Origin of the sequence: Nitrosomonas eutropha (assembly GCF_003201195.1) — a bacterium.
GTDB classification, from domain to species: Bacteria; Pseudomonadota; Gammaproteobacteria; order Burkholderiales; family Nitrosomonadaceae; genus Nitrosomonas; species Nitrosomonas eutropha.
The window spans coordinates 13861-39627 of the sequence record NZ_QICQ01000022.1 but is presented as its reverse complement, the minus strand read 5'-3'; the positions used below and the strand labels follow the sequence as shown (position 1 = coordinate 39627).

Sequence of the window (25767 nt, the reverse complement as noted above, 5' to 3'; positions counted from 1 at the left end):
AGAAAATATCGGTTTAACCTATCCATGTACCCGCAACAGCCAAGCAGCGCAGCTCATCATCCCCAGGCTGACCGTCAGCATAAAGAGCGCGTGGCGGCGACATTTCCGGATCAACTCCGTTTGCGGGAACCGATATGATAAACGGACGTCTGTCATCTTCCGGTCTGGAAATATGATGGATTTCCAGTTCGTGCAATAGCTGTTGATGAAGGGTGTGAGCTTGTGATCGAGCAGCCTCACGAGCGATTTCCCATTCTGCCTGATCTATCTCGCTATCCCGATTGCTGTCAAAGCGTTCCAGCAATTGCTCTCTGTCCTGTTTCCAATCACTGAGCAGATCACGTGTAATATTCTGCACAGATTGCTCGGTTGCCGGTGATCGCGTTTGCAGATGGCCGAGGATATACAGCCGTTGCCCAGGCAGGATCAATCGCTCACTGTAGCGGTAACGGCTGGTCAGCGCGACAATGGCTGAAGCGCTATCCAGCACCTGGGTTTGTGTTGGCCATTCGGTATTACCGTGCCAGATCAGTTTTTCATTGCTGGTGATTTCTGCCCCTTCCGGATTGATCAGACAGATACCAGTACCATCATCCAGCATAAACGACTGATCGCTGGTGTGCTGATACAGGATTTTCCATTCGGTGCGGGTGCGTATTGCCTAAATTGCCTACAACTACTCTGATCCGGACATGGAAGATGTACTTGATGAGATTGCCAGCCTGCGCCAGTTCTGCCGTTTTGAACTGGATCGCATGCTTGATGAAAGCGCTATACTTATACTGCGTTTTCGTCACCTGCTGGAACAACATAACCTGGCTCAGCAAGGCTTTGCCACTGTCAATCGCCAACTGGCAGCCCAAAGTTTCTCAAACAAGATGATCGTCGATGTCAGCTTGATTGCTGCACCGCCTTCCACCAGGAATACTGAAGGCAAACGCAATTCTGAAAGGTACTCAAGCAAGAAAGGCGGCCCATGGCGTGTGTCACGAACACAGGCGGCAGTATAGTGGTTCAATAGTTTCGGACTTGTATGGCTACCGGCCGGGGCGATTCAGTGGGGTGGCCAAGCGTTTCGTGATACCCAGTTCAGCCAGCTCTTCAAACCATTGCGTTATGCATCTTCCTCAAGTTCACTTTGCAATAATTCTAGCTCTTCTAAGTTATTGAGCCAGGTTTCTTCCAGTTTCACTTGCTGTTGTAGCAAGTTGGTTTGCTGGTTTAAGTGTTGCTTGAGCTGCTCTTTTTGTGGCGGCTCATAGAGATTATTATCAGTCAAGATGGTTTCCAAAGCCTGTAGCTCTTTTTGAATGTTATCTAACTGTTTTTCCAATGTATCAGTGTGCTTGCGTAGCGGTGCCAGTTGTTTACGTAGTGCTGCAGCTGCTTGGCGTTGTGCACGGCGATCGACTTTATCGGGGCTGGTGCCTGCATCGCTATTAGGATGCTGGCGCAAACGATAGTCGCTGAGCCATTTGCTGTAGTCCTCAAGATCACCTGCAAACTCTTGTACCCGGCCCTCGGCGACTAAGTACAACTCATCCATGGTACTTTTAATCAGATGACGATCGTGAGACACCAGCAGTAGTGCACCGGAGAAATCTTGTAAAGCCATACTCAATGCTTGTCTCATTTCTAAATCAAGGTGGTTGGTGGGTTCATCGAGCAGTAATAAATTAGGTTTGCCCCACGCAATCAGTGCCAAAGCTAAGCGGGCTTTTTCACCACCAGAGAAATTGAGCACGGGTTCATCACAGCGCTTGCCTCGAAAATTAAAACCGCCGAGAAAATTACGCAAGACTTGCTCGTGCTCATCTTGAGCAATGCGTTGAAAATGCAGTAACGGGCTGGCTTTGGGATCAAGTGAATCCAGTTGATGCTGAGCAAAGTAGCCGATCACTAAGTTTTCACTACAGGTGAGCTGGCCTGCCAATAACGGTAAATCACCCATAATACTTTTAATCAGCGTTGATTTACCTGCACCGTTGGGGCCAAGCAAAGCAATCCGTGCGCCGGGGACTAGCTGTAGTTTTACATTGCTTAAAATAGGCTGCTCTGCGTGGTAGCCAAGCGCTGCTTCATCGAGATTCAGCAGCGGGGTAGAGACTTTATCGGCTTTGCGGAAAATAAAGTCAAAAGGTGAATCAAAGTGTGCTGGCGCCAACTCCTCCATGCGCTCCAGGGCTTTAACACGGCTTTGTGCTTGCCGTGCTTTACTGGCCTTGGCTTTAAAGCGTCGGATGAAATCTTCCATATGCGCGCGCTGTGCGCTTTGTTTTTCGTGCGCTTGTTGCTGCTGCATAATACGTTCAGCACAGGCGCGTTCAAAGGCTGTGTAGCCGCCGCGATACAGCGTTAGTTTTTGCTGATTAATATGGACAATATGACCGACCACCGCATCTAAAAAATCACGGTCATGGGAAATCAGTAACAAAGTACCGGAGTAGTTTTGCAGCCAACCTTCCAACCATAAAATTGCATCGAGGTCCAAGTGGTTGGTGGGCTCATCAAGTAATAGTAAATCTGATGGGCACATCAATGCTTGCGCTAGATTTAAGCGCATCCGCCAGCCACCGGAAAAGCTGTTGACCTGGTTTTCCATTTGTTCTTCCAAGAAACCCAAACCAGCTAATAATTTACGCGCGCGCGCGTCGGAGGTATAGGCATCAGCGTTGTCAAGTTCCGAGTACAAGCGACCAAGCTCGACCCCATCTTGCCGTTGTTCAGCTTTGGCTAATTGCTGTTGAATATCGCGTAAGTGGCTGTCACCATCGAGTACATAATCAATCGCATCACGATCAGGTGCGTCGATTTCTTGACGCATATGGGCAATGCGCCAGTTCATCGGCAATAAACAATCGCCCGCGTCAGGATGCAGTTCGCCGCGCAGCAGGGCGAATAAGCTGGATTTGCCGGCACCATTGGCACCAATTAAGCCGACTTTATGCCCTGGGTGTAGGGTTAAATCTGCATTTTCTAGTAAGCGCAAAGGGCCACGTTGCAGGGTTAGTTCTGAGATTCGTATCATGGCGCGCAGTTTAGCAGTTTCGCGGCTGTTACTGATATGGAGAGAGCCATTTAGTTTGTCTTACGAGCTTTTGAGTGAGGGTAGCCATAAGAATGATGCCTGTTGCTGAGTAATAACAGTTTGATGATTTCAAATTGTTCGCGACTGATATCACTCGGGTAACTTATCTCTGGCTAATTGTCGCATCCCGGATGATTGTATGGTTTTTTATGAAAGAGATGGGGATGAGTTTTATGCCATTCATTCATGGCCTGCATTGGAGCTTTACTCTTGAGGGCAGACAGCGGTAGTTGCGGGTTTACAGACTGACATAACGTATCAGGGTCTGTTCCAGATCTTCAGCGCTATTGAAGCGATATATTTTGAGTACGTCAGTAATATGTCTGTTGAAACGTTCGACCATCCCATTGGTTTGCGCAGTGTGTGGCCGGGTCAGGCGATGTTCGATACCGAGTTCCTGGCACAGCTGGTCAAACTGATGATTGCCACTGGGATTACGTTCACGGCTGGCAAACAGTCTGTCAGTAAATTCCTTGCCGTTGTCTGTCAGCATACGAGTAATCTTGATCGGACAGGCATTGTGCAGCGCCTTCAGAAATGCTCCGGCACTGGGCGCTGGCTGCGGTTTTGTTGGGTTTGGTGGCCACATACACCCAACGGGTGGCCCTGTCTATTGCTATCAACAGGTAGCGCCTGCGGTGTTCATCTTGCATTTGTGGCAGGTATTTGATGTCGATATGGATATAACCGGGTTGATAATGCTTGAAAGCCTTGTGTGCGGGTTGCGCTTCTTTGGGTTTGAGCACACATTAAGATTACCCACACCATGGCGTTGCAAGCATCTGCCCAGCCCGGAGCGAGAGACGTCAGGGCATAAAAATTCACGGGTGATGGCCAGCAGATCATCCAAAGGCAGCAGCAGTGAGCGACGCAGATAAATCACAATGGCTTCTTGTGCTGGTGTAAGCGTAGTCTGCAGCCGGTGTGGCGTATGTGACCGATCGGTAAAAACATCGCGATGCTTCCATTTGCAGATCGTCTGTTCGGTGACGTCATAGCGTTGCGCCAGCACCGCAGCAGAGTCAACGCTTGCGGCAATTTCAGCCCGTATCGCTGGTGTAGTACGAGCATTCTTATGTAAAGCTATATCATTTCATGGCTCTCCCGGATGGCCTGAAGGATTCTATCAGCTCTCTCATGACAGCTCGCGCCATGAACAGCGGATAACGAGTTTTATCTATACAATCATATGGGACTGAACAAATAACTCTTTAACTTCGGTACTAGGGTATCCAACTATTCGATTCCACTTGTTGTAGTAGCCTATGGCAGGCCTTGCACGGTAAACTCCAGCCATGATGGAGTATCTCGTTCAGATTATTCTACTGCTGGCCGTTGCCATCACTGTGGTGGTGGTTTTTCAGCGGCTGCATATCCCCACCAGCCTGGGTTACCTACTGGTTGGAATCCTGCTGGGGCCCCATACAGCTGGGCCTGTGGTCTCTATGCCTGGGCTGGAATCGCTCGCGGAGTTCGGTGTTGTTTTCTTGTTGTTTACCATTGGGCTTAACTTTTCCCTGCCGCAAATGGATGCGCTGAGAACCCGGGTTCTCGGACTGGGTACCGGGCAAGTCGTGCTTACCACCTTGGTGGTGGGCGTTGTTACCTGGCTTGCCGGGCTTCCTATCATTGCAGCATTCGTGTTTGGTGCGGTGTTTGCCCAGTCCTCCACCACTATTATTGCCAGCCTGCTCACTGAACAAGGTGAGGTAAATACGCCCCACGGCCGTCTGGGTCTGGCCATGTCAGTGTTTCAGGATGTCACTGCCGTTCCATTTCTGGTGGTGATCCCGGTTCTAGGTGTATCCGTGGCCGCCGATGTGCTGGCTGGATCCCTGGCTCTGGCTTTTGCCAAAGCGGTGTTGGCTTTCATTCTGGTGTTCATCGTCGGGCGCTGGCTATTATCCCCATTTTTTCAGATTATTTCTGAACGCAGGTCAGTTGAGGTATTTACGCTGGCCGTGTTGCTGGTGGCCCTGTTTGCCGCATGGATTACTAACAGCTTGGGCTTGTCACTGGCCTTCGGTGGATTCCTTGCCGGCCTTGTTCTGGGTAAAACAGAGTTTCGCCATCAGGTTGAGTCCAGTATCAGCCCGTTCCGGGATGTGTTGCTGGGCCTTTTCTTTATTGGTATTGGCATGCGTTTCAACCCGGTGGCGATACCGCCTATCTGGCAGTGGACACTGCTAGGCGCCTTGCTTATTTTGATCAGCAAGATCCTGATTGTTGCCGCATTGGTACGCGGGATTGGGGTTGATGCCAGGATGATGTGGCGCACGGGACTAATGTTGAGTGTGGGTGGTGAGTTCGGGCTTGCCCTCATTGCAATTGCACTTGATTCTGGTGTGATTGACATCGGGCTTGGTCAGATCGCGATATCATCCGTACTTCTGTCGATGGTTTTGGGTGCTGTGCTGATCCGCTTCAATGATGCCATCGCTACTTTCTTGACTAAGACTTCACCGCCATCTGATGAGGAGGCAGCCGAGTTGCCGCAAGCGGCCGAGCGTTCCGTGATAATTGGTGGCTACGGGCGCATGGGGCGTACGATTGCTATTTTATTGCATGCATGCGGTATACCGTTTGTGGCGTTTGATACGGATCCCCGACGGGTGGCCCTGGGCCGGGCGGATCGACATGCGGTTTGGCTCGGTGATATTGCCGATCCCATATTACTGGCCTCCATTCGGGTGGAGCGGGCGTCTCTGATCGTGCTGGCAGTTGATATCAAGAGCACCGCATTAAGTGCCATGATCTATATAAAAAGAACCAGTGCCCATGTTCCGGTGATTGTACGGGTACGGGACCTGGAAACCAGCCGGCATTTGCTAGCGGCCGGTGCTGCCCATGCTTACCCGGAAACAATTGAATCGAGTCTGAGCCTTGGGGTGACAGCGCTGCGGATGCTCAATGTTGCGGCCGATGAAATTGAGGAGGCCGTTCAAAATCTGAGAAACCGAGGTTATCAGCCCGTTGTGGAAGATGAAAAAAAGAGGTTGTGAGAGCGTTCATACTTCACCACACAGCCAACGGGTGAGGTGTGTTGTCAAAAATGGAGTCCATGTGTTTAAGCGGCGATCAGATTTGCATAACATTGTTATTTAAATTCTACTGGCGATAGATAACCGAGTCTTTCCTGTTTTACTTGTAATCGTATTCTGAATTTCCGATGCTGTACCAATTCGGTTTCGAAGATTCTCCAGAAGCTTCCGCTAGGGGCGTTATCCCAGCAATCTCCCTTGCCACTCATGGAGGCGCGACCAAACCAAATTGTTTTAATATGTGCTGGTCATCATGTGAGCAATATTGGCTACCACGATCCAAGTGAAGAATTAAGCCTTGCTCCGGAAGTTTTTCGTCAATTGCACGGAACAATGGAACAGTGCCCGGATAACCAGATTCGATCTCATCTAGTCACGCAGGTGACCAGCTGCCCCGCGCGCTCTTGGCAAACATTTGATCTACCAGCATGAGCCGATCACTTTTCTTTTACTGGGCCCGATTCAGTTTGAGGTGAGTGTAAGAACCGCCTTCGTTACAACGACCAATTCCAATACCGCACTCAATTACCAGGACATTTATCATGCACAACATCGTTCAAGACTCAGTCAAAGATTATTACGGTCGCCAATTACAGCATACTGGCGATCTCAAAACCAGTACCTGCTGCGATATCAGTGCGATGCCAGCCTGGCTCAAGCCTGTGTTTGAGCACATCCATCCGGAAGTGCTATCGCGCTATTATGGTTGTGGCCTGGTTTGTCCGCCCTTGTTGGAAGGTTGCCGAGTGCTCGATCTCGGATGTGGCTCAGGACGCGATGTGTATGCTCTGGCGCAACTGGTAGGACCGACGGGCGAGGTGATCGGCATTGACATGACTGACGAGCAACTCGCTGTGGCCGTAAAACACAAGGCTTTCCATGTGCAATCCATCGGTTACGACAATGTGCGCTTTTTGCACGGCTATATTGAGCGTCTGGATGAACTCGACCTGGAGCCGGGTAGTTTCGATGTGATCGTCTCCAATTGTGTCGTCAACCTGTCGCCTGACAAGGATGCGGTACTGCGTGGTGTGCAATACCTGCTGAAAGACGGTGGCGAATTCTACTTCTCTGATGTGTACGCCGACCGACGCGTGCCGGCAGCAGTACGCGACGATTCAGTGTTGTACGGCGAATGTCTGGGGGGCGCATTGTACTGGAATGACTTTCTGCGCCTGGCGCATCGACACGGCTTTCTTGATCCGCGCTTGGTGACCGACCGTCCATTGCAGATCACCGATCCTGCATTGGCGCCACGGGTCGGTGATGTACGTTTTTTTTCAGCCAACTACAGGCTCTTCAAGCTCGGTGATCTGGAAACGGCGTGTGAGGATTATGGCCAGGCTGTCATCTACCGCGGCACAATTCCCTACTGCGCCGAACGTTTCGTTCTCGACAAACATCACGCGATCGACACTGGCCGCGTCTTTCCCGTGTGCGGCAACACTTGGCGCATGTTGCATGATTCTCGTTTTGCATCACATTTTGATTTTATCGGTAATTTTGAGCGTCATTTTGGTTTGTTTGACGGCTGTGGCAGCAAGTTGCCGTTCGATATGAACACTTCCTTGTCAGGCTCTGGCGGCACGTGCTGCTAGAAATAAACGTTTGTACAAGAGAGATCAAGAATGAACATCAAGACTGTAGTAGGCAATCCGGAGAGTATTGGTTATATCTCCATCGGCACAGGGCGCGCCGATCAAGTTGCTGCCGTTGGAAGAAATGGCGGCTACTGTTGCTAACGTGCGCGCCGGGCATATCCTGTTACCGGCGGCCGGGTCGGCTATCGCTGCTGGGCTCATGCTTGGCATCGGTCGTGCCACGGCGGAGACAGCGGCGTTGATTTTCACCAGCAGCTATGTTGATCGCATACCGGAATCATTGTCCGATACTGGCCGTGCCTTGGCTGTGCATATCTACGATACAATCTATCAATGAACGTCAGCGGTGATGAAGCGCAGCCTATTCCTCAGCACTAGCGCTCTCTGGTGGCCAACAATAGTGTGGTTATGCATTTGCCCGCGCATTGGTGCTGGAGACATCGGTTCTGCTGCTTCAACCATGCAAAAATATTTTCTACCAAGTGTCGGTAATCACAAGCGCAAGGAGGATTGTTCAGGCAGCTTTGGTGAATATCAGGTCGCGGATGGTGTGGCCGAGCTTCATGCCACGTTGCTCGAATTTGGTCAGTGGCCGGTATGCGGGGCGGGGGGCATAGTCAGCGGCAGTATTGATGAGCCGCTGCTCGCTGCTTAAAACATGCAGGCTATGAATGGCGTAGTCTTCCCAGTCGGTGGCGATATGCAGATAACCACCAGGTTTCAGCCGGTTACACAGCAGCGAGACAAAATCCGACTGGATCAGGCGGCGCTTATGGTGGCGTGCCTTGGGCCACGGATCCGGGAAAAAAATGTGGATCCCATCCAGTGATTCACCAGTAAGCATGTGTTGCAAAACCAGTTTGGCATCATGCGGAATAATCCGCAGATTGGTCAGGCCGTGTTTCTCGATACGATCAAGCAGGCTGCCAATTCCGGGTGCATGAACCTCAATGGCCACAAAATCTTTTTCCGGATGCTGGGCAGCAATCTCGACAGTGGTTTCCCCCATGCCTGATCCGATTTCCAGAATTTTTGGTGCGGTACGTCCAAAAATCGAATCGAGATCAATCGGGTTTTCCGAGAATGGAATACCGTAACGCGGCAGCAGGGATTCGTAAGCGTGCCGCTGTGCATGGGAAAAATACCCCTGGCGGAGCACATAGCTGCGAATAGGAGGGTGAGAAGACAAAAATCGGTTTCCTGAAGAAGCGTTGCTGCAGCTTAATTGTTTGCAGCAGAATGCGGCGATCCGGTAATCATGCCTTCTGACGGGGAGCTTGGCGTGGCCTGATAAATTTTCTTCGGCATGCGTCCGGCCAACCAGGCTTCGCGTCCTGCTTCAACTGCTTTGCGCATGGCCGAGGCCATCAGTATCGGGTTGCGGGCGCTGGCTACAGCCGTATTCATCAGTACACCATCACAGCCGAGCTCCATGGCAATGGCGGCATCCGATGCAGTACCGACGCCAGCATCAACGATAACCGGCACTTTGACCTTGTCAATGATGATCTGCAGATTCCAGGGATTCAGGATGCCCATGCCGGAACCAATCAGCGAGGCCAGTGGCATGATGGCGGCACAGCCGATATCCTCCAGTTGTCTGGCGACGATGGGATCATCCGATGTATAGACCATGACATGGAAACCATCCTTGACCAGAATTCTGGCTGCTTCGAGCGTTGCCACCACATCGGGAAACAGCGTTTTCTGATCGCCCAGCACTTCCAGTTTAACTAACGCATGTCCGTCGAGCAGTTCGCGTGCCAGGCGTAGCGTGCGAACGGCGTCTGCTGCCGTGTAACAGCCGGCGGTATTGGGCAGGAGCGTAAATTGTGAGGGAGGCAGTACATCCAGCAGGTTGGGTTCATCGGGATTCTGCCCGATATTGGTACGACGTATGGCTACGGTGATAATTTGTGTGCCACTGACATCAACTGCAGCGCGGGTTTCAGTAAAATCCTTGTATTTTCCCGTCCCCAGCAGTAAACGGGAAGTATAACTTTTACCAGCAATGACGAGCGTGTCCATAAGTGTGTCAGTGGTTGTTTTGTGTTAGTTGGGGACAGGATCAAAGCAAATTTTAATAATCAGCCCCCACCAACTGCCACAATAATTTCCAGTTGATCCCCATCATTGAGGATTTGTTCGGGAAAACTGCTGCGGGGGATGATTTCACCGTTGCGTTCAATGGCTATGCGCTTGTTCTGCAGCGACAAGTGTTCAACCAGTTGCTGTATATTCAGCGGGCCATCATAACTTTGTTGCTGTCCGTTGATTATGAGTTGCATAATATTTAAAAAGTACCCAAGGTAAGGTAGACTTTAAACCAAGCAATCCATTCTAACATGCGGGTGTAGCTCAATGGTAGAGCAGAGGCTTCCCAAGCCTACGACGAGGGTTCGATTCCCTTCACCCGCTCATCCAGAGACTGACAACCCACGTTAATTTTATCTGTCAGAATTATCCGGTTACCGAGAGTGATTCTTTAACTATTACAAAAATTCAGAAACCCCGATGACTATTCGTTTAATCAGACAGATCTTGTACATCTTGTCTGCAGTTTTGCTGCTATTGCCTTATGGTGCCACCTGGGCAGAAAAATCTGCCGAGACCCCGGATTCCCTAAAAATTCTTGGCTGGGTTGAATTTATCCGCCTGGAACCTTGGGGAATTAAGATGCCTGCACGAGTCGATACCGGCGCTAATACTGCTTCCATGAGCGCTCGCGATATTGAGGTATTCAGAAAAAATGGTAAGCCATGGGTTAAATTTACCTTTGATTTCAGGAAGGGTTCCGGGGAACGCTCTGTCGAGATTGAGCGCCCGTTGACCCGGATGCTTAAAATCAAACAGCACGACGGACCTTCTCAGGAACGCCCGGTGATTTCCATGGAGATCTGTCTGGCAGATGAGGTTCGGGAAACCGAGTTTGATTTGATTGATCGCCGTGCCTTGAATTATCCGGTATTGCTCGGGCGCAAGGCGCTGGCCGGTTATGCACTGGTTGATCCTGCGCGTGCCTATCTCACCAAGGCAGTGTGCGGTCACGTCAAAAAGAAAAAGAAGAGTGATGAACCAACTGATTCCAGGCAGCCTGAATGAGAAAACTGCATCTTTATTTGCTGGCTTTCATACTGTGTTTCATAGGACTGGGACTGGCCTATTACAAGGTTGCTGTAATTGGCCTGCCTTTGACTGCTTCCGAACAGGCAGAGGTATGGGATATTGAAGCGCGTATCAGCTTTCGCGCTAAATCTGACAGCGCGATCAAGGTAACCCTGCCGCTTCCGCTTAACCCTCCCGGTTATTCCATTCTTGATGAGGATTTTGTCAGTGCGGATTATGGGCTGGCAATCGAGCAGGATAATGCCGGTCGTGTTGCGCACTGGGCTAAACGAAGAGCGCAGGGTAAGCAGTTACTGTTTTACCGGGTTGTATTATTTGAAAACGAGGGAGCTGTACAAAAACCGGATGTGGTGCCAGTTTATCCGAAGGCCCCGGAGTATCCGGAAAACCTGGCCCCGGTGATTCAAGGACTGTTGGATAAGGCACGTCAGCAATCTGCCGATACCGTTTCTTTTTCGCAGCGTGTGATTGAACAGTTGAATGCAGCAGCATCCATGACGGAGCTAAAATTGCTGCTGAAGCATATCAACCGGACACGTAATTTGGCAAAAAATCTGAGCTGGATACTGGCCGGCGCTCGTATTCCTTCCCGTATCGTTCGCGGCCTGCGCCTGCAGGACAACAAAGAATATTCGGAGCTGGAGCATTTTCTGCAGGTTTATGATGGCAAACAGTGGCGTTCACTGAATATCAAGGATGGACAGGAAGGATTGCCGTCGAATTTCATTGTGTGGCAGATTGACGATGATCGAGCCTTCTCAATTGAAGGCGCTACAGAATCGAGCATTCAATATACTGTTGCCAGTGCATTACAGGAAACCATCAATATTGCCGGCTCCCGTTCGGCGGAAAGAGGTTTCCATCTGATGGATTTTTCACTGTACTCGTTGCCGGTGCATGTCCAGAATGTGTACAAAGTGTTGCTGATGATACCGCTGGGCGCTTTAGTGGTGGTATTCATGCGCAACATCATCGGAATCCGGACGTTTGGCACGTTCATGCCGGTCCTGATCGCACTGGCTTTCCGCGAAACAGAATTATTATGGGGCGTGATTCTGTTCTGTCTGATTGTCGGTCTCGGATTGCTGTTGCGCGCCTATGTTGAACAGTTGAAACTGCTGCTGGTACCTCGCCTTGCAGCGGTGTTGACCATGGTGGTGTTACTGGTCGCTGGTGTTAGCGTGGTCATGCACAAGCTTGGGCTGGAGACCGGGTTGTCCGTGGCCTTGTTCCCGATCGTTATTATGACGATGACAATCGAGCGTATGTCACTGACCTGGGAAGAGGCTGGTCCAGCTGAAGCATTCAAGCAGGTTTCAGGCAGCCTGCTGGTAGCGGTGATAGGTTATCTGGCCATGAATATCAATGAATTTCAGTACATGTTCTTTGCCTTTCCAGAACTGTTGCTGGTAGTGTTGGCCATAATCCTGCTACTGGGGCGCTACTCGGGCTACCGACTGATGGAACTCTGGCGTTTCCGTGCATTTGCGCGGAACAAGCCGTAATATCATGTTTGGAATCTGGGAAAGGCTCAAGCAGAGTGGAGTCGTTGGTATGAATCAGCGCAATGCTGATTTTATTCTGCGTTATAACAAGCGCTCGCTTTATCCGCTGGTGGATGACAAGTTGCGGACCAAATATTTGGCGACAGCTTCCGGTATTGCGGTACCCGAGCTGTATGGCGTGATTGAAATCCAATATGATGTCAGCCGCGTTCCCGAGATCGTCAAGGATCATGAAGATTTTGTGATCAAACCGGCGCATGGCTCGGGAGGCAGTGGTATTTGTGTCATTACCGGGCGTCTCAATAATCGTTACCGGCAAAATAATGGTGACCTGCTGACCGGGGAAGATATCGAATATCATATTTCCAACATACTCAGCGGCCTGTACAGCCTGGGTGGCCAGCCCGATCAGGCGCTGATTGAATACCGGGTCAAGTTTGATCCGCTGTTTGAGGAAGTTTCCTACCGTGGCGTGCCGGATATTCGCACCATCGTCTTCAGAGGAATTCCAGTCGCTTCCATGGTACGCTTGCCAACCCGCATGTCGGATGGCAAGGCCAATCTTCACCAGGGTGCAGTGGGTGCTGGTATCGATATGATGACCGGCTGTACCACCCATGCTATCTGGCAAAATTACCCAATTGAACAACACCCGGATACCGGTGTTGCCATCAGTGGACTCAAAATTCCTCACTGGCATAAATTGCTGACACTGGCAGCGCAATGTCATGAGCTGGTCGGACTAGGCTATCTGGGGGTGGACGTTGTGCTCGATCGGGAATTGGGCCCACTGGTACTGGAACTCAATGCACGCCCCGGTTTATCCATCCAGATTGCCAACCGCAGAGGTATGAGCCAGTTGTTGGAAAAAATCGCCAAACTGAAAGAAATTCCTACCTCGGCATCAGCCCGTGCCACACTGGGACAACAATTGTTTCTGGAAAATCAGACTTGATGTTGCGAAAATTTATCCGTTTGAATATATCCCATTTTATATCCCATTTCAGTGGTCTGTTAGGGCTTTAAACACATATGACAGACAACATAGTAGTTAACACCAAAGCGGCCCATATAAATATGGACCCAACAGGAAGAGCTGTTTACATTAATTGTTAAAGATATGCAGCTCACTAAATTTGGTAATACCGAAATTACAATATCGGACTAAACAATCTGGCGACAATGGTCCCGGTACGGATGTACCATGGCCGCAGCCGACCATGACTCGCATTCATGTTATCGGAAGCTGCGAAATCTTGTTCCAGCATTTGTGCTGCCTCCTGAACAAGACCGGGATCTGCTACCGCCAGCATCAGTTCGAAATTCAGGTGCAGAGAGCGATTGTCCAGATTAGTTGATCCGATCAGTACCAGATTGTCGTCCGCCAGAATGCACTTCTGGTGCATGAATCCTTCGGAACAATAACGGTATACCGGAATGCCCAGTGATTCGAGTTGCTGTTCGTAATAGAAGCCGGCAAGGAACACGAGCCAGGAGTCAGCCTTTTCGGGAATCAGAATTCTCACATCGATGCCTCTTGCCCGAGCCATCGATAGCGCCGTAATGCAGGAATCATCCGGGACTAAGTACGGAGAACTGATCCACAGCCGCTTTCGAGCGCAGCCGGCAATGGTAGCGAACATCATGGTAGCGCGCATACGGTCGTCTGTCGGGCCGGTCGCGCACACCGCCGCCATTCCATGCTGATCACCCGAAACGACTTGTACTTCGGCAATCGTGCTCCAGACAGCTTCCGGCAGATCCCGTCGAGTGGCCCAATAGTAATCACTGGCGAATACGGCTTGAATTTTTCGGGCAACTGCTCCGTCAACATGAATTGCCGTGTCCCGCCAGCGAGGAGCCCAGGAGATGCGACCAAGATATTCGTCACCGACATTCAGGCCACCTACGATCGCTCGCTGCCCATCGATCACGACGAGTTTACGGTGGTTGCGAAAGTTCAATTGAAAACGATTGGCCCAACCCTGACGCGTATTGAAAGCCAACACGTCCACACCGGCATCGCGGACCCGCTGCAACCATGTCTTTGTCAGTTTCGTGCAGCCGATTTCGTCGTACAGCAGACGCACAGTGACTCCGGCCTGAGCGCGTTTGCATAAAGCTTCTGCAAACTCACGGCCAATATTGTCATCTCGGATAATGTAAAATTCGATATAAATATAGCTTTTTGCGCTGTGGATCTGTTCAAACAACGTGTTAAAAAAAGACTCGCCATCAATCAACAATAGAAAAGTATTGTTACAACTCAATGGTGTATCAAGAACGTCTGCTAGAACGTCCAACGGCGACTCGCCCGTTGCACTGCCGGCGTTTCTGTCCGTCATCAATTCACGATGGACCGCTTCGACGGAAGCTTGGTGCTGCTCACCCACCTGCCGAATGGCGTCTCGATAACCTGCAAACTGTTTCTGTCCGAATACCCAGTACAGCGGTAGCGCCAAAATCGGCATCGCGACGAGGCCAACAGCCCACGCGACGGCCGCCTGGGACGTTCTAACTTTGTTTATCGCATGCCAGGCTGACGCAATGCCAAGCAGTTCAGTGGTTGTGACAAAGATCATGACCACGGTAGTCTGCGATTCACTTAGCAGATTCAGAACGACGTCCATTCAGATTTGGTTCCTTTGCCTTTTATTGATTAACACCCGGAAGATTCCGGCTTATCCAGCAAGTGCGTACTTTGTGGTAAAAATGTTGAAGAAAGTAGATTTGAGGCTGAAATTGTCTCTGAATTTTAACCATGAAGCTTTTTCAATATATTCACCAGTTTTCTATATCGCAACCTTTGGCATAGTTGATGATTTTTATCAAAGTACGCATTTTATTGTGGACATCATAATTGTTTCAATACAGAAAGATAAATGGCGATAAAAGTGTTCGGTTTATCTAAAGCCAGAAGTACCCCAAGCACGAAGTGCTACTACTACTGGAGCAGTTTCATGCTCTGACTGAAATGCTGCGTTCTGGACTGGAATCATGCGACCGATAGCTTGGTAGTGCTGGTTGCACCGGGGATATTCACTTTTATCATCCGCCGCGCCCGGTGGCCATCAGCTTCCGCCCTCAGCCATGGATACGCATCACACAATCAGCCGACTGTTTGTTACCAAATTTTGGGACTGATGCAGCTGTTTGAGGACAACCTGACAGCCTGATTGAAGTTTTTCCCGTAGGCGGCGCAGCCAGTAAACTCTTGTGCCTGGCCTTGTGCGATATCGAGAAAAATGGGAGGTGCCGCCTGTAACCCGGAGATTTATTTGCGTTTCTTTATCAGCTGGCGGTGATTTGCAGTGGCCACCAGTTGCCGAACGGCCAGTAACCGTACAGGTAGATCCAACCGGTTATCGCGACTTCGATACCGACAAAATATGTCATCGCGATAGTCATCCCCATGAGTTTGGTGTTGCCCTTGGTCATTATTTGGTAGAACAGGTACCAGAGAATGCCGTATGTGATCCATTCAAAGGTCCAGCCCAGATCTCCATCCATAAAAGCCTTGATGGCATAAGACACAGTCGTGAATGCAACCAGCAGGCAGTAATACCCCAGCGCACGCTGATCTTCAGCGCCGCGAACTGCGTTGATACCGACCCACAGATAGGTCATGGCGAACAGCAAACCTCCGGCGGACAGCGGAAAATTGTTCTGTACCAAACCGAAATAAAGTGCGCCAATAGTGGCGAGGATCCCAACTAGCAGGTTGAAGATTCCAACATCCTTGGTATCCACCTTGCCCTGTAGCCATATAGCGTTAACAATAAGGATAAATCCTATGAACAGTAGTGGCACACCTAAAAAATCACCAGCCATCTTTAATCCTCTTTAAACTGAATTACTATTACTGCTTTCATTATTCCACCAGCCTAGCAGTAGTGCCCAAGGTCTGGTCAAATTTGTTTGGCAGGACGCCGTTGATGCCGTAAATGATGAAGTTCACCACCTCGACGGATGCATAACATAATTCCCAATCTGTTGACTATTGTCAACGGCGATTTAAAACCGATACACCGCCATTACATTCGCATACTACTTTGACAGTTTCTTAAAAAAACCAGGTATCAGAGGCCCGTATCCGGGCTGGCTGCAACGCATGTCCAGGTATGCCGATTGTTGATACCCAGAGTGTAAAAAATACGGATACCACCGAGGAAAAAGGCTACGATGCAGGCAAGAAAGCGTCCGGAATCAAACAACATATTGCTTGACACCTTGGGATTGCCCCACGCCATTGCAGCAACAACCTTGCAGACGTTATCAATCGTTAAGAGGACACTATTGTTGCATTAACGCCAAGCATCCTGACTGTCCTGCGTATTGAGCATGCTTACTGATTCTGGCTACACAGCTCAACCATTTACCGAGGCAGTCAGGTTTGTTTGGGTGAGGTGGTCGCGAGATCGCCAGGAGAAGTAAACTGCACACTTTTACAGTCATTTCCAGGTGCTGGATTATGAAACGAATTTTTCATGGTCGGAAAAATGTCGGCGATTATGGAAGAGCTGCGAGCGAAAACGCAATACCAGCCTGCAATTTGTCCACCTGGCACTTTTAACGCTATTGCCCAGAAGAGCATAAACAGGTTCATAGGCGTGGCTCGCTTCGGAGACCATAGCTTATACCCTGCAAAATATCCAGCACCAACGCGCGGGCTGTCCAACTGATCTCACCTTCCATTTTGATGCTCATGGCGTCTTTTTTCCATTATCATCTGCACAGGTTTTTACTGGATCGTTACACACACCCATCATCAATATTGATGAATGCCAATTACTTTCTTGAGATTCGACCTATCATTAATTGACACAAAGACAGCTTTTATTTTTCTCAAGGCAAAGAAATCTTAAAAAACCCTGTTACATTCCCATATTCTTTAGTTTGTTTTACAAAATCCTCTTCATTGTTGGTATTTTATAATCTAACGTATTTTTTATAAAAAATAGTATTGACGATTTAAATTCAGGTTATCGTGACTGTAAGATCTGTTTATCTATTCATGCTGCAGCACTTCAAAGCTGTTTTTTAATTCCATTTTTGAAAGGTTCCACAATGAATTCTTTGAACCATGACTACCCAGACGTTCTGCTGCATAACAAGGAGGTGCCTTGTCTGTCGCTGTACCAGACGACGCACCGGCTGCATCCCGACAACGTGCAAGACCCGATCCGCTTTCGCAATCTGGTAAAAGAGTTGGAAGAGTCGCTGCGCCAGAAGTACCCCAAGCGGGAAGTGATGCCGCTGCTGGAGCAGTTTCATACTCTGGCCGACAATGCTGCGTTCTGGAACCATACGACCGATGGCTTGGCGGTACTGGCTGCACCGGGGATGTTTCGTGTCTATTGTCTGCCACGCCCGGTGGCCGATCTGGTCGTGGTGGCCGACAGTTTTCATACCAAGCCATTGATGCGCATCACGCAATCGGCCGACCATTACCAGATTTTGGGACTGAGCCGCAGTAGCTTTAAACTGTTTGAGGGTAACCGCGACAACCTGGTTGAAATGTTTCCTATGGAAAGCGGTGCCTGGACGGCGGAAGGAATGCTTGGCAAAGACCCAGGCGCCCGCGAAGGCGCGCACCGCGCTTATGGCCCTACTGGCGGCCATGGCCCTACTGGTGGCTCTGTATGGTCAGGCACCGACGTCAAGCAGAACCTGGTCGACCGCGACACCGAGCAGTTTTTCCGTGCTGTCGATCAGGCTGTAATGCATCGCTATGACAAGTCTAGCGGAATGGGCTTGATCCTGGCCGCGCTGCCTGAGCATCACAACCTGTTCCGCTCGGTCAGCAAAAATCCGCAGCTGCTGAAAGATGCTCTGGACGTGCACCCCGATGCCATGTCGATCGACGCGCTGCGTGAGCGCGCATGGCAATTGATCCAGCCACAATACCTCGAACGCCTGGCGGGCTTTGTCGATTCTTATGGCGTCGCTAATGGCAGGGGTCAGGGCTCTGACTTGCTGGACGACATTGCCAAGGCTGCCGTCGAAGGGCGCGTGGCCACGCTGTTGATCGAAGCCGACCGTATCGTTCCGGGTCAGATCGACGTTGCCACCGGCAGGGTGACTGTTGGCAAGCTGGATGACCCAGAGGTAGATGACCTGCTGGACGATCTGGGCGAACTGGTGCTCAAGACTGGCGGCGAAGTGGTGATAGTGCCTGCTGAGCGCATGCCTACCAACACAGGTGCAGCAGCAGTTTTTCGTTTCTAAACGGCAAGACGCCCGAGAGGATATCACCCGGGCGTCTTTGCTGCGGATTGAGTAGTATCTGTCCCGGATGATTGTATGGTTTTTATGAAAGAGATGGGGGATGAGTTTTATGCCATTCTTTCATGGCCTGCATTGGAGCTTTACTCTTGAGGGCAGACTGCGGTAGTTGCGGGTTTACAGGCTGACATAACGTATCAGGGTCTGTTCCAGATTTTCAGCGCTATTGAATCGATGTTGTCTTGAGTACGTCAGCAATACGCCCATTGAAACGTTCGACTATCCCATTGGTTTGCGCAGTGCGTGGCCGGGTCAGGCGATGTCCGATACCGAGTTCCTGGCACAGCTGGTCAAACTGATGATTGCCACTGGGATTACGTTCACGGCTGGCAAACAGTCTGTCAGTAAATTCCTTGCCGTTGTTTGTCAGGATACGGGTAATCCTGATCGGACGGGCATTGTGCAGCGCCTTCAGAAATGCTCTGGCACTGGCTGCGGTTTTGTTGGGTTTGATGGCCACATACACCCAACGTGTGGCTCTGTCTATCGACACAAACTGTGGCTTTGCACTTGACGAATATTTGTGACAGAACTCCTTTTATCAACCAGCTCAGGCTGGTCGATAAATGAAATGCCGGTATCTATGGATTATTTCCGCTTGTTGTCGACAAAAAGAAGCGCGTCGATCATGCGGGCCGAATAACCCCATTCATTGTCGTACCACGAGATGGTCTTGGCCATATGTGTGCCGATCACCATGGTCGCTCTCGAATCGAAGATCGATGAATGAGGGTCGTTCATCATGTCTGTCGAGACGACCGGGTCTTCGGTGTAAGCAAGGATGCCGTTCAAAGTCGTTTGCGCGGCTTTTTTCATTGCAGCGTTGATGGATTCGACCGTCACAGGCTTTTCGAAGGTCGCGACAAGATCAACGCACGAAACATTGGGTGTTGGAACGCGAACCGACATGCCGTCGAGTTTGCCTTTGAGCTCAGGCATCGCCTTGGTCACGGCAACGGCTGCGCCAGTGGTGGTGATGACCATGTTCACAGCGGCTGCGCGAGCACGGCGGAAGTCCGACTTATGCGGTGCATCCAGGAGGCCTTGGTCGTTTGTGTACGAGTGAATTGTTGTCATGAGGCCGTTCTGAATACCGAAGTTTTCATGCAGGACCTTTGCAACTGGAGCCAGGCAATTGGTAGTGCAGCTCGCGACGTCGATCACAGTCATATCAGGAGTGAAACCTTCTTCGTTCACGCCCAACACAAAAGTCATGTCGAGGCCCTTGCCGGGAGCCGACATGAGCACAAATTTTGCGCCAGCTTCGATGTGTTTCGAAACCTGCTCTTTATTGCGGAAAATACCCGTGCATTCCAGCACATAATCCACACCAAGATCGCCCCATGGAATATTGGAGGGGTCTCTTTCAGAAAAAACGCGTATCTTGTCACCGTCGACGCTGATCAAGTTTTCGGTGCTGCTGACCACGCCCGCGTATTTGCCATGCGTTGAGTCGTACTTAAAGAGGTACGCAAGCTGCTCGGCGCTTGTCAGATCGTTAATTGCGACAAGGTCGACGCTAGGGTTCTGAGCCGCAATGCGTGCAACGCAGCGACCGATTCGTCCGAAGCCGTTGATACCAATTTTGATCGCCATGATGTCCTCGTGCTGGTTAGGTGTATAGGAAAAATAAACGGTTCTGTCGCATTAGGCGCAAAACGCATATTTTGGATGAGCTGACATGCCATCCTCTTAAACTAGCAGATTTTTATTCCGCCAGTGTATAAAACTGCTTAGTAACTCAGTAAACTTCTTCCAAATTTTATGCCTCTGGCCGTTGTCACTATTGCTTTATCTCCACTATTCCTCCCGCCCGTGCTATTCCGCTCATGATTCGTCCAGTGTGGTTACGTATTTGTACCACTTCTCCTTCGGCAGCAGCAGCGAGTGCTTCACCTTCCGTGCTGACGGCAAATCCTGCTCCGGTTGCGGTGAGCCGTATTTTCTGTCCACGTGTGATGATATATGGAGCGCGTAGCTGGTGTGTGCGTATCGGCTGGCCGGAAGCAAGAAAGGTTACCGCCACCTTGCCGACTACCTGATCAGGATCCGTGACTGCCCCAGCGGGGATGCGCACGAGATCGACTTCCTTGCTCACAATATCCTGTGTATCCACTAATTTTCCCATGTTGATGGGCTGTGCGGCGTGTATGACGTTGGCAATCACTTCGATTTCAACCGGCACATAAAGTGTCCAGGCAGCTTCATCCTGACAACGCACGCCAACTGAGAATTTTCCCCATAAGCGTCCGCCTGGCGGCAGAAAAGGCTGAAGCTGGTTACACGGGCGTAATGTCTGACGTGAATCCAACTGGTTTGTCTTGATGATGACCCTGCCGGGCAGGTGACGGGTTTCCACACGCACAAAATCATTGATTATCTTGTGTATTGTTTCTGTAGGTAAGTCTTCGCTAGCGATTGCCGTTGTAGGGAGCAGGAGGCTGCATACGAGTATGATCAATAAGGGTTTTTTGTTCATGTCCGGTATGGTTGGCTATCGGGATTGACAATCAGGACGGTCAGTTTTTGCCGCTGACGGCAATTTTTGCCGCTGGTTCAGCATGGTATCGCCGCAATTCCCTGGCTAACCTGGAAACTGAAAGGTGATTATGGATCAGTTTGATTGATTGGCTGGAAATAATGGCTTGTTCAATTTGGCATGGTTCCTGCTTATAGTAATTATGACTACTTTGCAGGAGGAAAACATGATCAACAAACTGGACAATCTGCTTGGCTTTAACCAAAAGGCACTCGGGTTACGAGCGGCCCGGCAGGAGCTGTTGTCGGGAAATATTGCCAATGCGGATACCCCGAGTTTTAAGGCGAAAGATTTCGATTTTTCCAAGGCAATGCAAAACGTTCAGTCGCCAAGACAGGTACAAAGTGCGCTGGCGACGACTTCATCAAGACATATCGGCTTGTCCGATTTCAGATCGATTACGTCCGTGCCGGAGCAGTATCGTGTTCCGCAGCAACCCAGTATAGACGGTAATACCGTTGATATGGATACCGAGCGTATGCAGTTTATGGATAACGCCATACGCTATGACGCTGGACTGACATTTATCAGCGGCCAGTTCCGAACCCTGTTATCCGCTATCAGAGAAGGAAATTAATAGCCATGTCCCTGTTCAGTGTATTCAATGTCGCCGGTTCAGCCATGGCCGCCCAGTCACAGCGGCTGAATGTGGTGGCCAGTAATCTCGCCAATGCAGACAGCGCTACCAGTTCAACGGGTGAAGCCTATCGTTCCCGGCAAGTTGTTTTTCGTACCGTTGATATTTCTGCAGATAAGGCAAAGGGCGTCAAGGTGGCAGGTATCGTGCATGATCCCTCGCCCATGCGGGTGGTGTATGACCCGAAGCATCCGATGGCGGACGAAAAAGGCTACGTTACCCTGCCCAATGTCAACGTTGTGGATGAAATGGTCAATATGATGTCGGCATCGCGTTCCTATCAGAACAGCGTTGACATGATGAACGTGACCAAAACATTGCTGCAAAAAACACTATCAATTGGCCAATAAGGAGAGATAGATATGAGTCAGGTGCAAAACAATTCCAGCGTATCCGAACTGCTGACTTCCAATGGGGGCAGTATCAAGACTGCCCGCAAGGGTGATGAGGATATGCAGGAGCGGTTTCTCAAACTGCTGGTGACACAAATGCAAAATCAGGATCCGCTCAGCCCGATGGATAACGCAGAAGTAACCAGCCAGATGGCGCAGATCAGTACCGTAAGCGGCATCGACAAGCTCAATAGCACGCTGGAAAAGCTGGTATCGGATTCCGATGCACGGCGTTCATTTGAAGCCGCCAACATGATTGGCCGTAGCGTGTTGGTTCCAGGCGCTGACATGCAACTGGAAAACCACACCGGAATCGGCGGATTTGAACTGACCGAACCGGTAGACAAGCTGGTCGTCACCATCAAGGATAGCGCCGGTATTGCCGTGCGTGACATTGATCTAGGCACGCAACCGGCAGGGGTGGGCACATTTGCCTGGGATGGCCTGGCAAACAATGGTAACGAAGCTGCCGGGGGGCAATACAGTTTCGCCCTGAAAGCCGTGCGCAGTAACCAGGAGGTAGCTGCTTCCACTCTGGCATTTGGTTCGGTCAGCAGCGCACAGGCTGGCAAGGAGGGCGCCTTGCTGGAAGTAGGTAGGCTGGGTTACGTCGGTATGCATGATATTAAAAAAATATTTTGATCAGGGGAGTAAATCATGGGTTTTCAGCATGGATTAAGTGGTCTAAAAGCAGCCTCGGCCAAACTGGACGTTACCGGTAATAATATTGCTAACGCTAATACGGTTGGCTTCAAGCAATCACAAGCGCAGTTCAGTGATGTATTCGCCAATTCATTAGGTGGGGGCAAGAATCAGATCGGAATTGGCACCCAGGTGGCAGCTATCGCGCAGGAATTTGCCCAGGGGAATGTGACCAGTTCCGACAATCCGCTAGATGTGGCAATAACCGGAAATGGTTTTTTTCGGACGAATAACAATGGCACGATCAGCTATACCCGTAACGGCCAGTTTCATCTGGATAAGGATGGATTTCTGGTTAATGCAAATAGTTACAACGTTACTGGTTTTGCCGCCGATGCTTCCGGTCAGATTATTCCCAATATACCGGTTAATCTGCGATTACCTACTTCGGATCTGACACCTAAGCCAACTGCCAATTTTGCAACAGGCGTCAATTTGGATGCGCGTACAAGTGTTACAAGTGTGGCGTTTGACGCAAACAATCCATTAACCTATGCCCATTCCACTTCAGGTGAGATATTCGACAGTCTGGGTAATTCCCATATATTGAATCTGTTTTTCCAGAAAACAAATTCAACGGAATGGGGTGTATTTGCAACTGTCGATGGAGCTGTTGATACCACTAACGGGTTACCACTCGGTGTGACATTTGGAGGGGGAGGATCCACTTCTCTGACCTTTGATTCCAATGGAATCATGACTACGCCCACAGGACCAATTGATGTCACTGTCGATTTTCAAGCAATAGATGCTACTAAATGGGGGGCGATCCCAGATCTTACATTTTCGTTCGATCTGACTCGCTCTACCCAGTTTGGCAACAAGTTCGGTGTCAACATGATGAATCAGGATGGATTTACTTCGGGCCGTCTGGCCGGGTACAGTATTTCTGATAATGGTGAGATCAGGGGCAGTTATACCAATGGTGTCACACGCACGCTCGGGCAGCTTGCGTTGGCAGGTTTTTCCAATCCTAACGGTCTCAAACCGATGGGAAACAATCAATGGGCAGAGACCGCTGAATCCGGGTTGCCGTTGATTGGCACGCCAGAGACTGGTGTGCTGGGTTCACTGCAATCTTCGGCGGTGGAAGAATCCAATGTCGATCTGACTAGTGAATTAGTCAGCCTGATCATGACGCAGCGCGTGTATCAGGCTAATGCCAAGACCATTCAGACACAGGATGCGGTCATGCAATCCATCATGAATATCTGAAGGATTTTCTGTTTAACCCTGACCTGGTAACGCTCTAAAAATGGATAGACTGATTTATACCGCGATGACCGGCGCGCTGCATACCCTGACGCAGCAGGCAACGGTTTCCCATAATCTGGCCAACGCCTCGACCACAGGTTTTCGTGCACAGGCCGATGCTTTCCGGGCAGTGCCTGTTTACGGAGAGTCGCTACCCACGCGTGCATTTGTACTGGATTCAACCACCGGCGCGGATTTTACACCGGGCGCGATCCAGCAGACCGACCGTCCGCTGGATGTAGCGATACAGGGTTCCGGCTGGATTACGGTACAGCTTGAAAACGGTGAAGAAGCCTATACCCGGCATGGCAATCTCAAGACGGATGCCAACGGTGTACTGCAAACACAGCAGGGGTTCAATATCAAGGGAGAAACGGGGCCGATTACTATTCCACCGGATAGTAGGGTGGCGATTGGCAAGGATGGCAGTGTCTCGGTATTGCCGTCAGATTCCCGGATCACGGCGGTATCGATTATCGGGCGCATCAAACTGGTGGATCCGCCTGCAGAGCAGCTTGTCAGAGGAGATGACGGCCTGTTCCGATTGAAACAAGGGGGTGAAGCACCTGCCAGCGGTAAAGTAGCCCTGATTGATGGAGCGCTCGAGAGCAGTAATGTCAATGCAGTCAGTGAGATGGTGAAGATGATTACGCTTGCCCGGCAGTTCGATATGCAAATGAAGATGCTCGAAAACGCCCAGCAGAATGCCCAGCAGGCTAGTGAAATCATGACACTGAGAGGCTGAATTCTACCTGTTTTTAATTTTCCAAAAAGGATAACGCTATGGTTCGCTCGTTGTGGATATCAAAAACCGGTCTGGATGCCCAGCAGACCAAAATGGATGTGATTGCCAATAATCTGGCCAACATCAGTACCAATGGCTTCAAGCGCATGCGTCCGGTGTTTGAAGATTTGCTGTATCAGACCATCCGCCAACCGGGTGCGCAGTCATCCGAACGCACGCGTCTGCCTTCTGGTTTGCAGCTGGGAACCGGGGTGCGGCCGGTGGCAACCGAAAATATCTTTTTGCAGGGTAATTTGCAGCAGACTGGCAATACACGTGATGTAGCGATTCAGGGGGAAGGATTTTTTCAGATTTTGCTGCCGGATGGCACGCTGGCCTATACCCGCGATGGTGCATTCCAGTCTGATCAGGATGGTCAGCTGGTGACCGCCAGTGGCTTTCCGCTGCAGCCATCCATTACCATTCCGCCGAATACGCTAAGTATCACGATCGGACGGGATGGCACGGTATCTGTACTGACACCGGGTTCGGCCACACCATTGCCAGTGGGTAATATTCAATTGACCTCTTTCATTAACCCTGCTGGCCTGCAGCGCTTTGGTGAAAACCTTTATCTGGAGACTATGAGCAGTGGTGTGCCCAATCCCGGTATTCCGGGGACTAACGGCATCGGACTGCTAAATCAGGGATTTGTGGAAACTTCCAACGTGAATGTGGTGGAAGAGCTGGTTGAAATGATTCAGACCCAGCGCGCGTATGAAATCAATTCCCGGTCGATCCAGACTTCCGACCAGATGTTAAGCAGACTTACCCAACTTTGATTCAGTTTGAATGAATGTGGTTTTAACACAT

The 25767-nt window shown here is 50.3% G+C and carries 23 protein-coding genes, 1 tRNA gene and 5 pseudogenes; 17 read left to right on the top strand and 12 right to left on the bottom strand.

The window, feature by feature from the left end:
- Nucleotides 1–13: 13 nt before the first annotated feature.
- Complete coding sequence (locus tag C8R14_RS08850) at nt 14–601, bottom strand: GIDE domain-containing protein (RefSeq protein WP_011633440.1); 588 nt, start codon at nt 599–601, stop codon at nt 14–16.
- A gap of 91 nt (nt 602–692) precedes the next feature.
- On the opposite strand from C8R14_RS08850, the gene C8R14_RS08845 reads away from it, so the two are divergent.
- Entirely contained in the window at nt 693–1010 is a 318-nt protein-coding gene (locus C8R14_RS08845) for an IS5/IS1182 family transposase (RefSeq protein WP_011633441.1), read from the top strand.
- Between the two features lie 104 nt (nt 1011–1114).
- Here C8R14_RS08845 and C8R14_RS08840 read toward each other — a convergent pair whose 3' ends face one another.
- Both C8R14_RS08840 and C8R14_RS08835 read right to left on the bottom strand, forming a co-directional pair.
- A complete protein-coding gene (locus C8R14_RS08840; RefSeq protein ID WP_011633442.1) occupies nt 1115–3028 on the bottom strand; it encodes an ABC-F family ATP-binding cassette domain-containing protein in 1914 nt (637 codons plus the stop codon).
- A 173-nt stretch (nt 3029–3201) separates the two neighbouring features.
- Nucleotides 3202–4175, bottom strand: a pseudogene (locus C8R14_RS08835) (IS481 family transposase).
- Nucleotides 4176–4383: 208 nt separating this feature from the next.
- Here C8R14_RS08835 and C8R14_RS08830 point away from each other — a divergent pair.
- On the top strand, nt 4384–6090 hold the full coding sequence (locus tag C8R14_RS08830; protein ID WP_011633443.1) for a cation:proton antiporter domain-containing protein: 1707 nt from the start codon (nt 4384–4386) through the stop codon (nt 6088–6090).
- A gap of 95 nt (nt 6091–6185) precedes the next feature.
- Here the strand turns inward: C8R14_RS08830 and C8R14_RS14410 are convergent.
- A pseudogene (locus tag C8R14_RS14410) lies at nt 6186–6436 on the bottom strand (IS3 family transposase); the annotation flags it as partial.
- Nucleotides 6437–6671: 235 nt separating this feature from the next.
- On the opposite strand from C8R14_RS14410, the gene C8R14_RS08825 reads away from it, so the two are divergent.
- Nucleotides 6672–7727, top strand: a complete 1056-nt coding sequence (locus C8R14_RS08825; protein ID WP_011633444.1) for a methyltransferase domain-containing protein — start codon at nt 6672–6674, stop codon at nt 7725–7727.
- A gap of 67 nt (nt 7728–7794) precedes the next feature.
- A complete protein-coding gene (locus tag C8R14_RS08820) occupies nt 7795–8067 on the top strand; it encodes an ABC transporter permease family protein (protein ID WP_011633445.1) in 273 nt (90 codons plus the stop codon).
- A 177-nt stretch (nt 8068–8244) separates the two neighbouring features.
- Here the strand turns inward: C8R14_RS08820 and trmB are convergent, their stop codons facing one another.
- Genes trmB through thiS form a run of 3 tightly spaced genes read right to left on the bottom strand, consistent with a single transcriptional unit; the run spans nt 8245 to nt 10018 of the window.
- Nucleotides 8245–8919 (bottom strand): tRNA (guanosine(46)-N7)-methyltransferase TrmB, encoded by a 675-nt coding sequence (gene trmB / locus C8R14_RS08815; protein ID WP_011633446.1) that lies wholly within the window; start codon nt 8917–8919, stop codon nt 8245–8247.
- A gap of 32 nt (nt 8920–8951) precedes the next feature.
- On the bottom strand, nt 8952–9758 hold the full coding sequence (locus tag C8R14_RS08810) for a thiazole synthase (protein ID WP_011633447.1): 807 nt from the start codon (nt 9756–9758) through the stop codon (nt 8952–8954).
- A gap of 59 nt (nt 9759–9817) precedes the next feature.
- Nucleotides 9818–10018 carry a sulfur carrier protein ThiS gene (gene thiS / locus C8R14_RS08805; RefSeq protein ID WP_011633448.1) on the bottom strand — a complete coding sequence of 67 codons (201 nt, stop codon included), beginning with the start codon at nt 10016–10018 and terminating at the stop codon, nt 9818–9820.
- Nucleotides 10019–10077: 59 nt separating this feature from the next.
- Here thiS and C8R14_RS08800 point away from each other — a divergent pair.
- From C8R14_RS08800 to C8R14_RS08785, 4 genes are all read left to right on the top strand, one after another.
- Nucleotides 10078–10148, top strand: a tRNA-Gly gene (locus C8R14_RS08800).
- Between the two features lie 96 nt (nt 10149–10244).
- Nucleotides 10245–10832, top strand: coding sequence for an ATP-dependent zinc protease family protein (locus tag C8R14_RS08795; protein ID WP_011633449.1), 588 nt, complete (start codon nt 10245–10247; stop codon nt 10830–10832).
- Nucleotides 10829–12361 carry an inactive transglutaminase family protein gene (locus tag C8R14_RS08790; protein WP_011633450.1) on the top strand — a complete coding sequence of 511 codons (1533 nt, stop codon included), beginning with the start codon at nt 10829–10831 and terminating at the stop codon, nt 12359–12361. Before C8R14_RS08795 ends, C8R14_RS08790 begins: the two co-directional genes overlap by 4 nt.
- 4 nt (nt 12362–12365) lie before the next feature.
- Nucleotides 12366–13316, top strand: coding sequence for an alpha-L-glutamate ligase-like protein (locus C8R14_RS08785; RefSeq protein WP_041353649.1), 951 nt, complete (start codon nt 12366–12368; stop codon nt 13314–13316).
- Between the two features lie 196 nt (nt 13317–13512).
- Here the strand turns inward: C8R14_RS08785 and cls are convergent, their stop codons facing one another.
- Together cls and C8R14_RS08770 are read right to left on the bottom strand one after the other, a co-directional pair.
- Nucleotides 13513–14991 (bottom strand): cardiolipin synthase, encoded by a 1479-nt coding sequence (gene cls, locus C8R14_RS08780; RefSeq protein ID WP_011633452.1) that lies wholly within the window; start codon nt 14989–14991, stop codon nt 13513–13515.
- A gap of 661 nt (nt 14992–15652) precedes the next feature.
- On the bottom strand, nt 15653–16192 hold the full coding sequence (locus C8R14_RS08770; RefSeq protein WP_011633453.1) for an AmiS/UreI family transporter: 540 nt from the start codon (nt 16190–16192) through the stop codon (nt 15653–15655).
- Nucleotides 16193–16428: 236 nt separating this feature from the next.
- Between C8R14_RS08770 and C8R14_RS14115 the strand changes: the two are divergent.
- The 3 genes and pseudogenes from C8R14_RS14115 to C8R14_RS08760 all read left to right on the top strand — a co-directional run.
- A pseudogene (locus C8R14_RS14115) lies at nt 16429–16619 on the top strand (transposase); the annotation flags it as partial.
- Between the two features lie 207 nt (nt 16620–16826).
- Nucleotides 16827–16957 (top strand): annotated as a pseudogene (locus C8R14_RS14110) (IS5/IS1182 family transposase); the annotation flags it as partial.
- A 471-nt stretch (nt 16958–17428) separates the two neighbouring features.
- Nucleotides 17429–18589: a baeRF3 domain-containing protein gene (locus tag C8R14_RS08760; RefSeq protein WP_011633454.1), complete on the top strand. Its 1161-nt coding sequence runs from the start codon at nt 17429–17431 to the stop codon at nt 18587–18589.
- Nucleotides 18590–18650: 61 nt separating this feature from the next.
- On the opposite strand, the pseudogene C8R14_RS08755 reads toward C8R14_RS08760, so the two are convergent.
- The 3 genes and pseudogenes from C8R14_RS08755 to flgA all read right to left on the bottom strand — a co-directional run.
- A pseudogene (locus tag C8R14_RS08755) lies at nt 18651–19142 on the bottom strand (DDE-type integrase/transposase/recombinase); the annotation flags it as partial.
- Between the two features lie 92 nt (nt 19143–19234).
- The gene (gap, locus tag C8R14_RS08750; protein ID WP_011633456.1) at nt 19235–20242 is read right to left on the bottom strand and encodes a type I glyceraldehyde-3-phosphate dehydrogenase; all 1008 of its coding nucleotides are present in this window, start codon (nt 20240–20242) and stop codon (nt 19235–19237) included.
- Between the two features lie 187 nt (nt 20243–20429).
- Entirely contained in the window at nt 20430–21125 is a 696-nt protein-coding gene (gene flgA / locus C8R14_RS08745; RefSeq protein WP_011633457.1) for a flagellar basal body P-ring formation chaperone FlgA, read from the bottom strand.
- Between the two features lie 226 nt (nt 21126–21351).
- Here flgA and flgB point away from each other — a divergent pair, with 226 nt between their 5' ends.
- The 6 genes from flgB to flgG are packed head-to-tail and all read left to right on the top strand — an operon-like array spanning nt 21352 to nt 25736.
- Nucleotides 21352–21762 carry a flagellar basal body rod protein FlgB gene (gene flgB / locus C8R14_RS08740; protein WP_011633458.1) on the top strand — a complete coding sequence of 137 codons (411 nt, stop codon included), beginning with the start codon at nt 21352–21354 and terminating at the stop codon, nt 21760–21762.
- Between the two features lie 5 nt (nt 21763–21767).
- Nucleotides 21768–22172, top strand: coding sequence for a flagellar basal body rod protein FlgC (gene flgC / locus C8R14_RS08735; RefSeq protein WP_011633459.1), 405 nt, complete (start codon nt 21768–21770; stop codon nt 22170–22172).
- Between the two features lie 12 nt (nt 22173–22184).
- Nucleotides 22185–22856, top strand: coding sequence for a flagellar hook assembly protein FlgD (locus tag C8R14_RS08730; protein WP_011633460.1), 672 nt, complete (start codon nt 22185–22187; stop codon nt 22854–22856).
- Between the two features lie 15 nt (nt 22857–22871).
- Complete coding sequence (flgE, locus tag C8R14_RS08725) at nt 22872–24131, top strand: flagellar hook protein FlgE (RefSeq protein WP_011633461.1); 1260 nt, start codon at nt 22872–22874, stop codon at nt 24129–24131.
- A gap of 40 nt (nt 24132–24171) precedes the next feature.
- On the top strand, nt 24172–24915 hold the full coding sequence (gene flgF, locus C8R14_RS08720; RefSeq protein ID WP_011633462.1) for a flagellar basal-body rod protein FlgF: 744 nt from the start codon (nt 24172–24174) through the stop codon (nt 24913–24915).
- A 38-nt stretch (nt 24916–24953) separates the two neighbouring features.
- On the top strand, nt 24954–25736 hold the full coding sequence (gene flgG / locus C8R14_RS08715) for a flagellar basal-body rod protein FlgG (protein ID WP_011633463.1): 783 nt from the start codon (nt 24954–24956) through the stop codon (nt 25734–25736).
- Nucleotides 25737–25767: the final 31 nt, after the last annotated feature.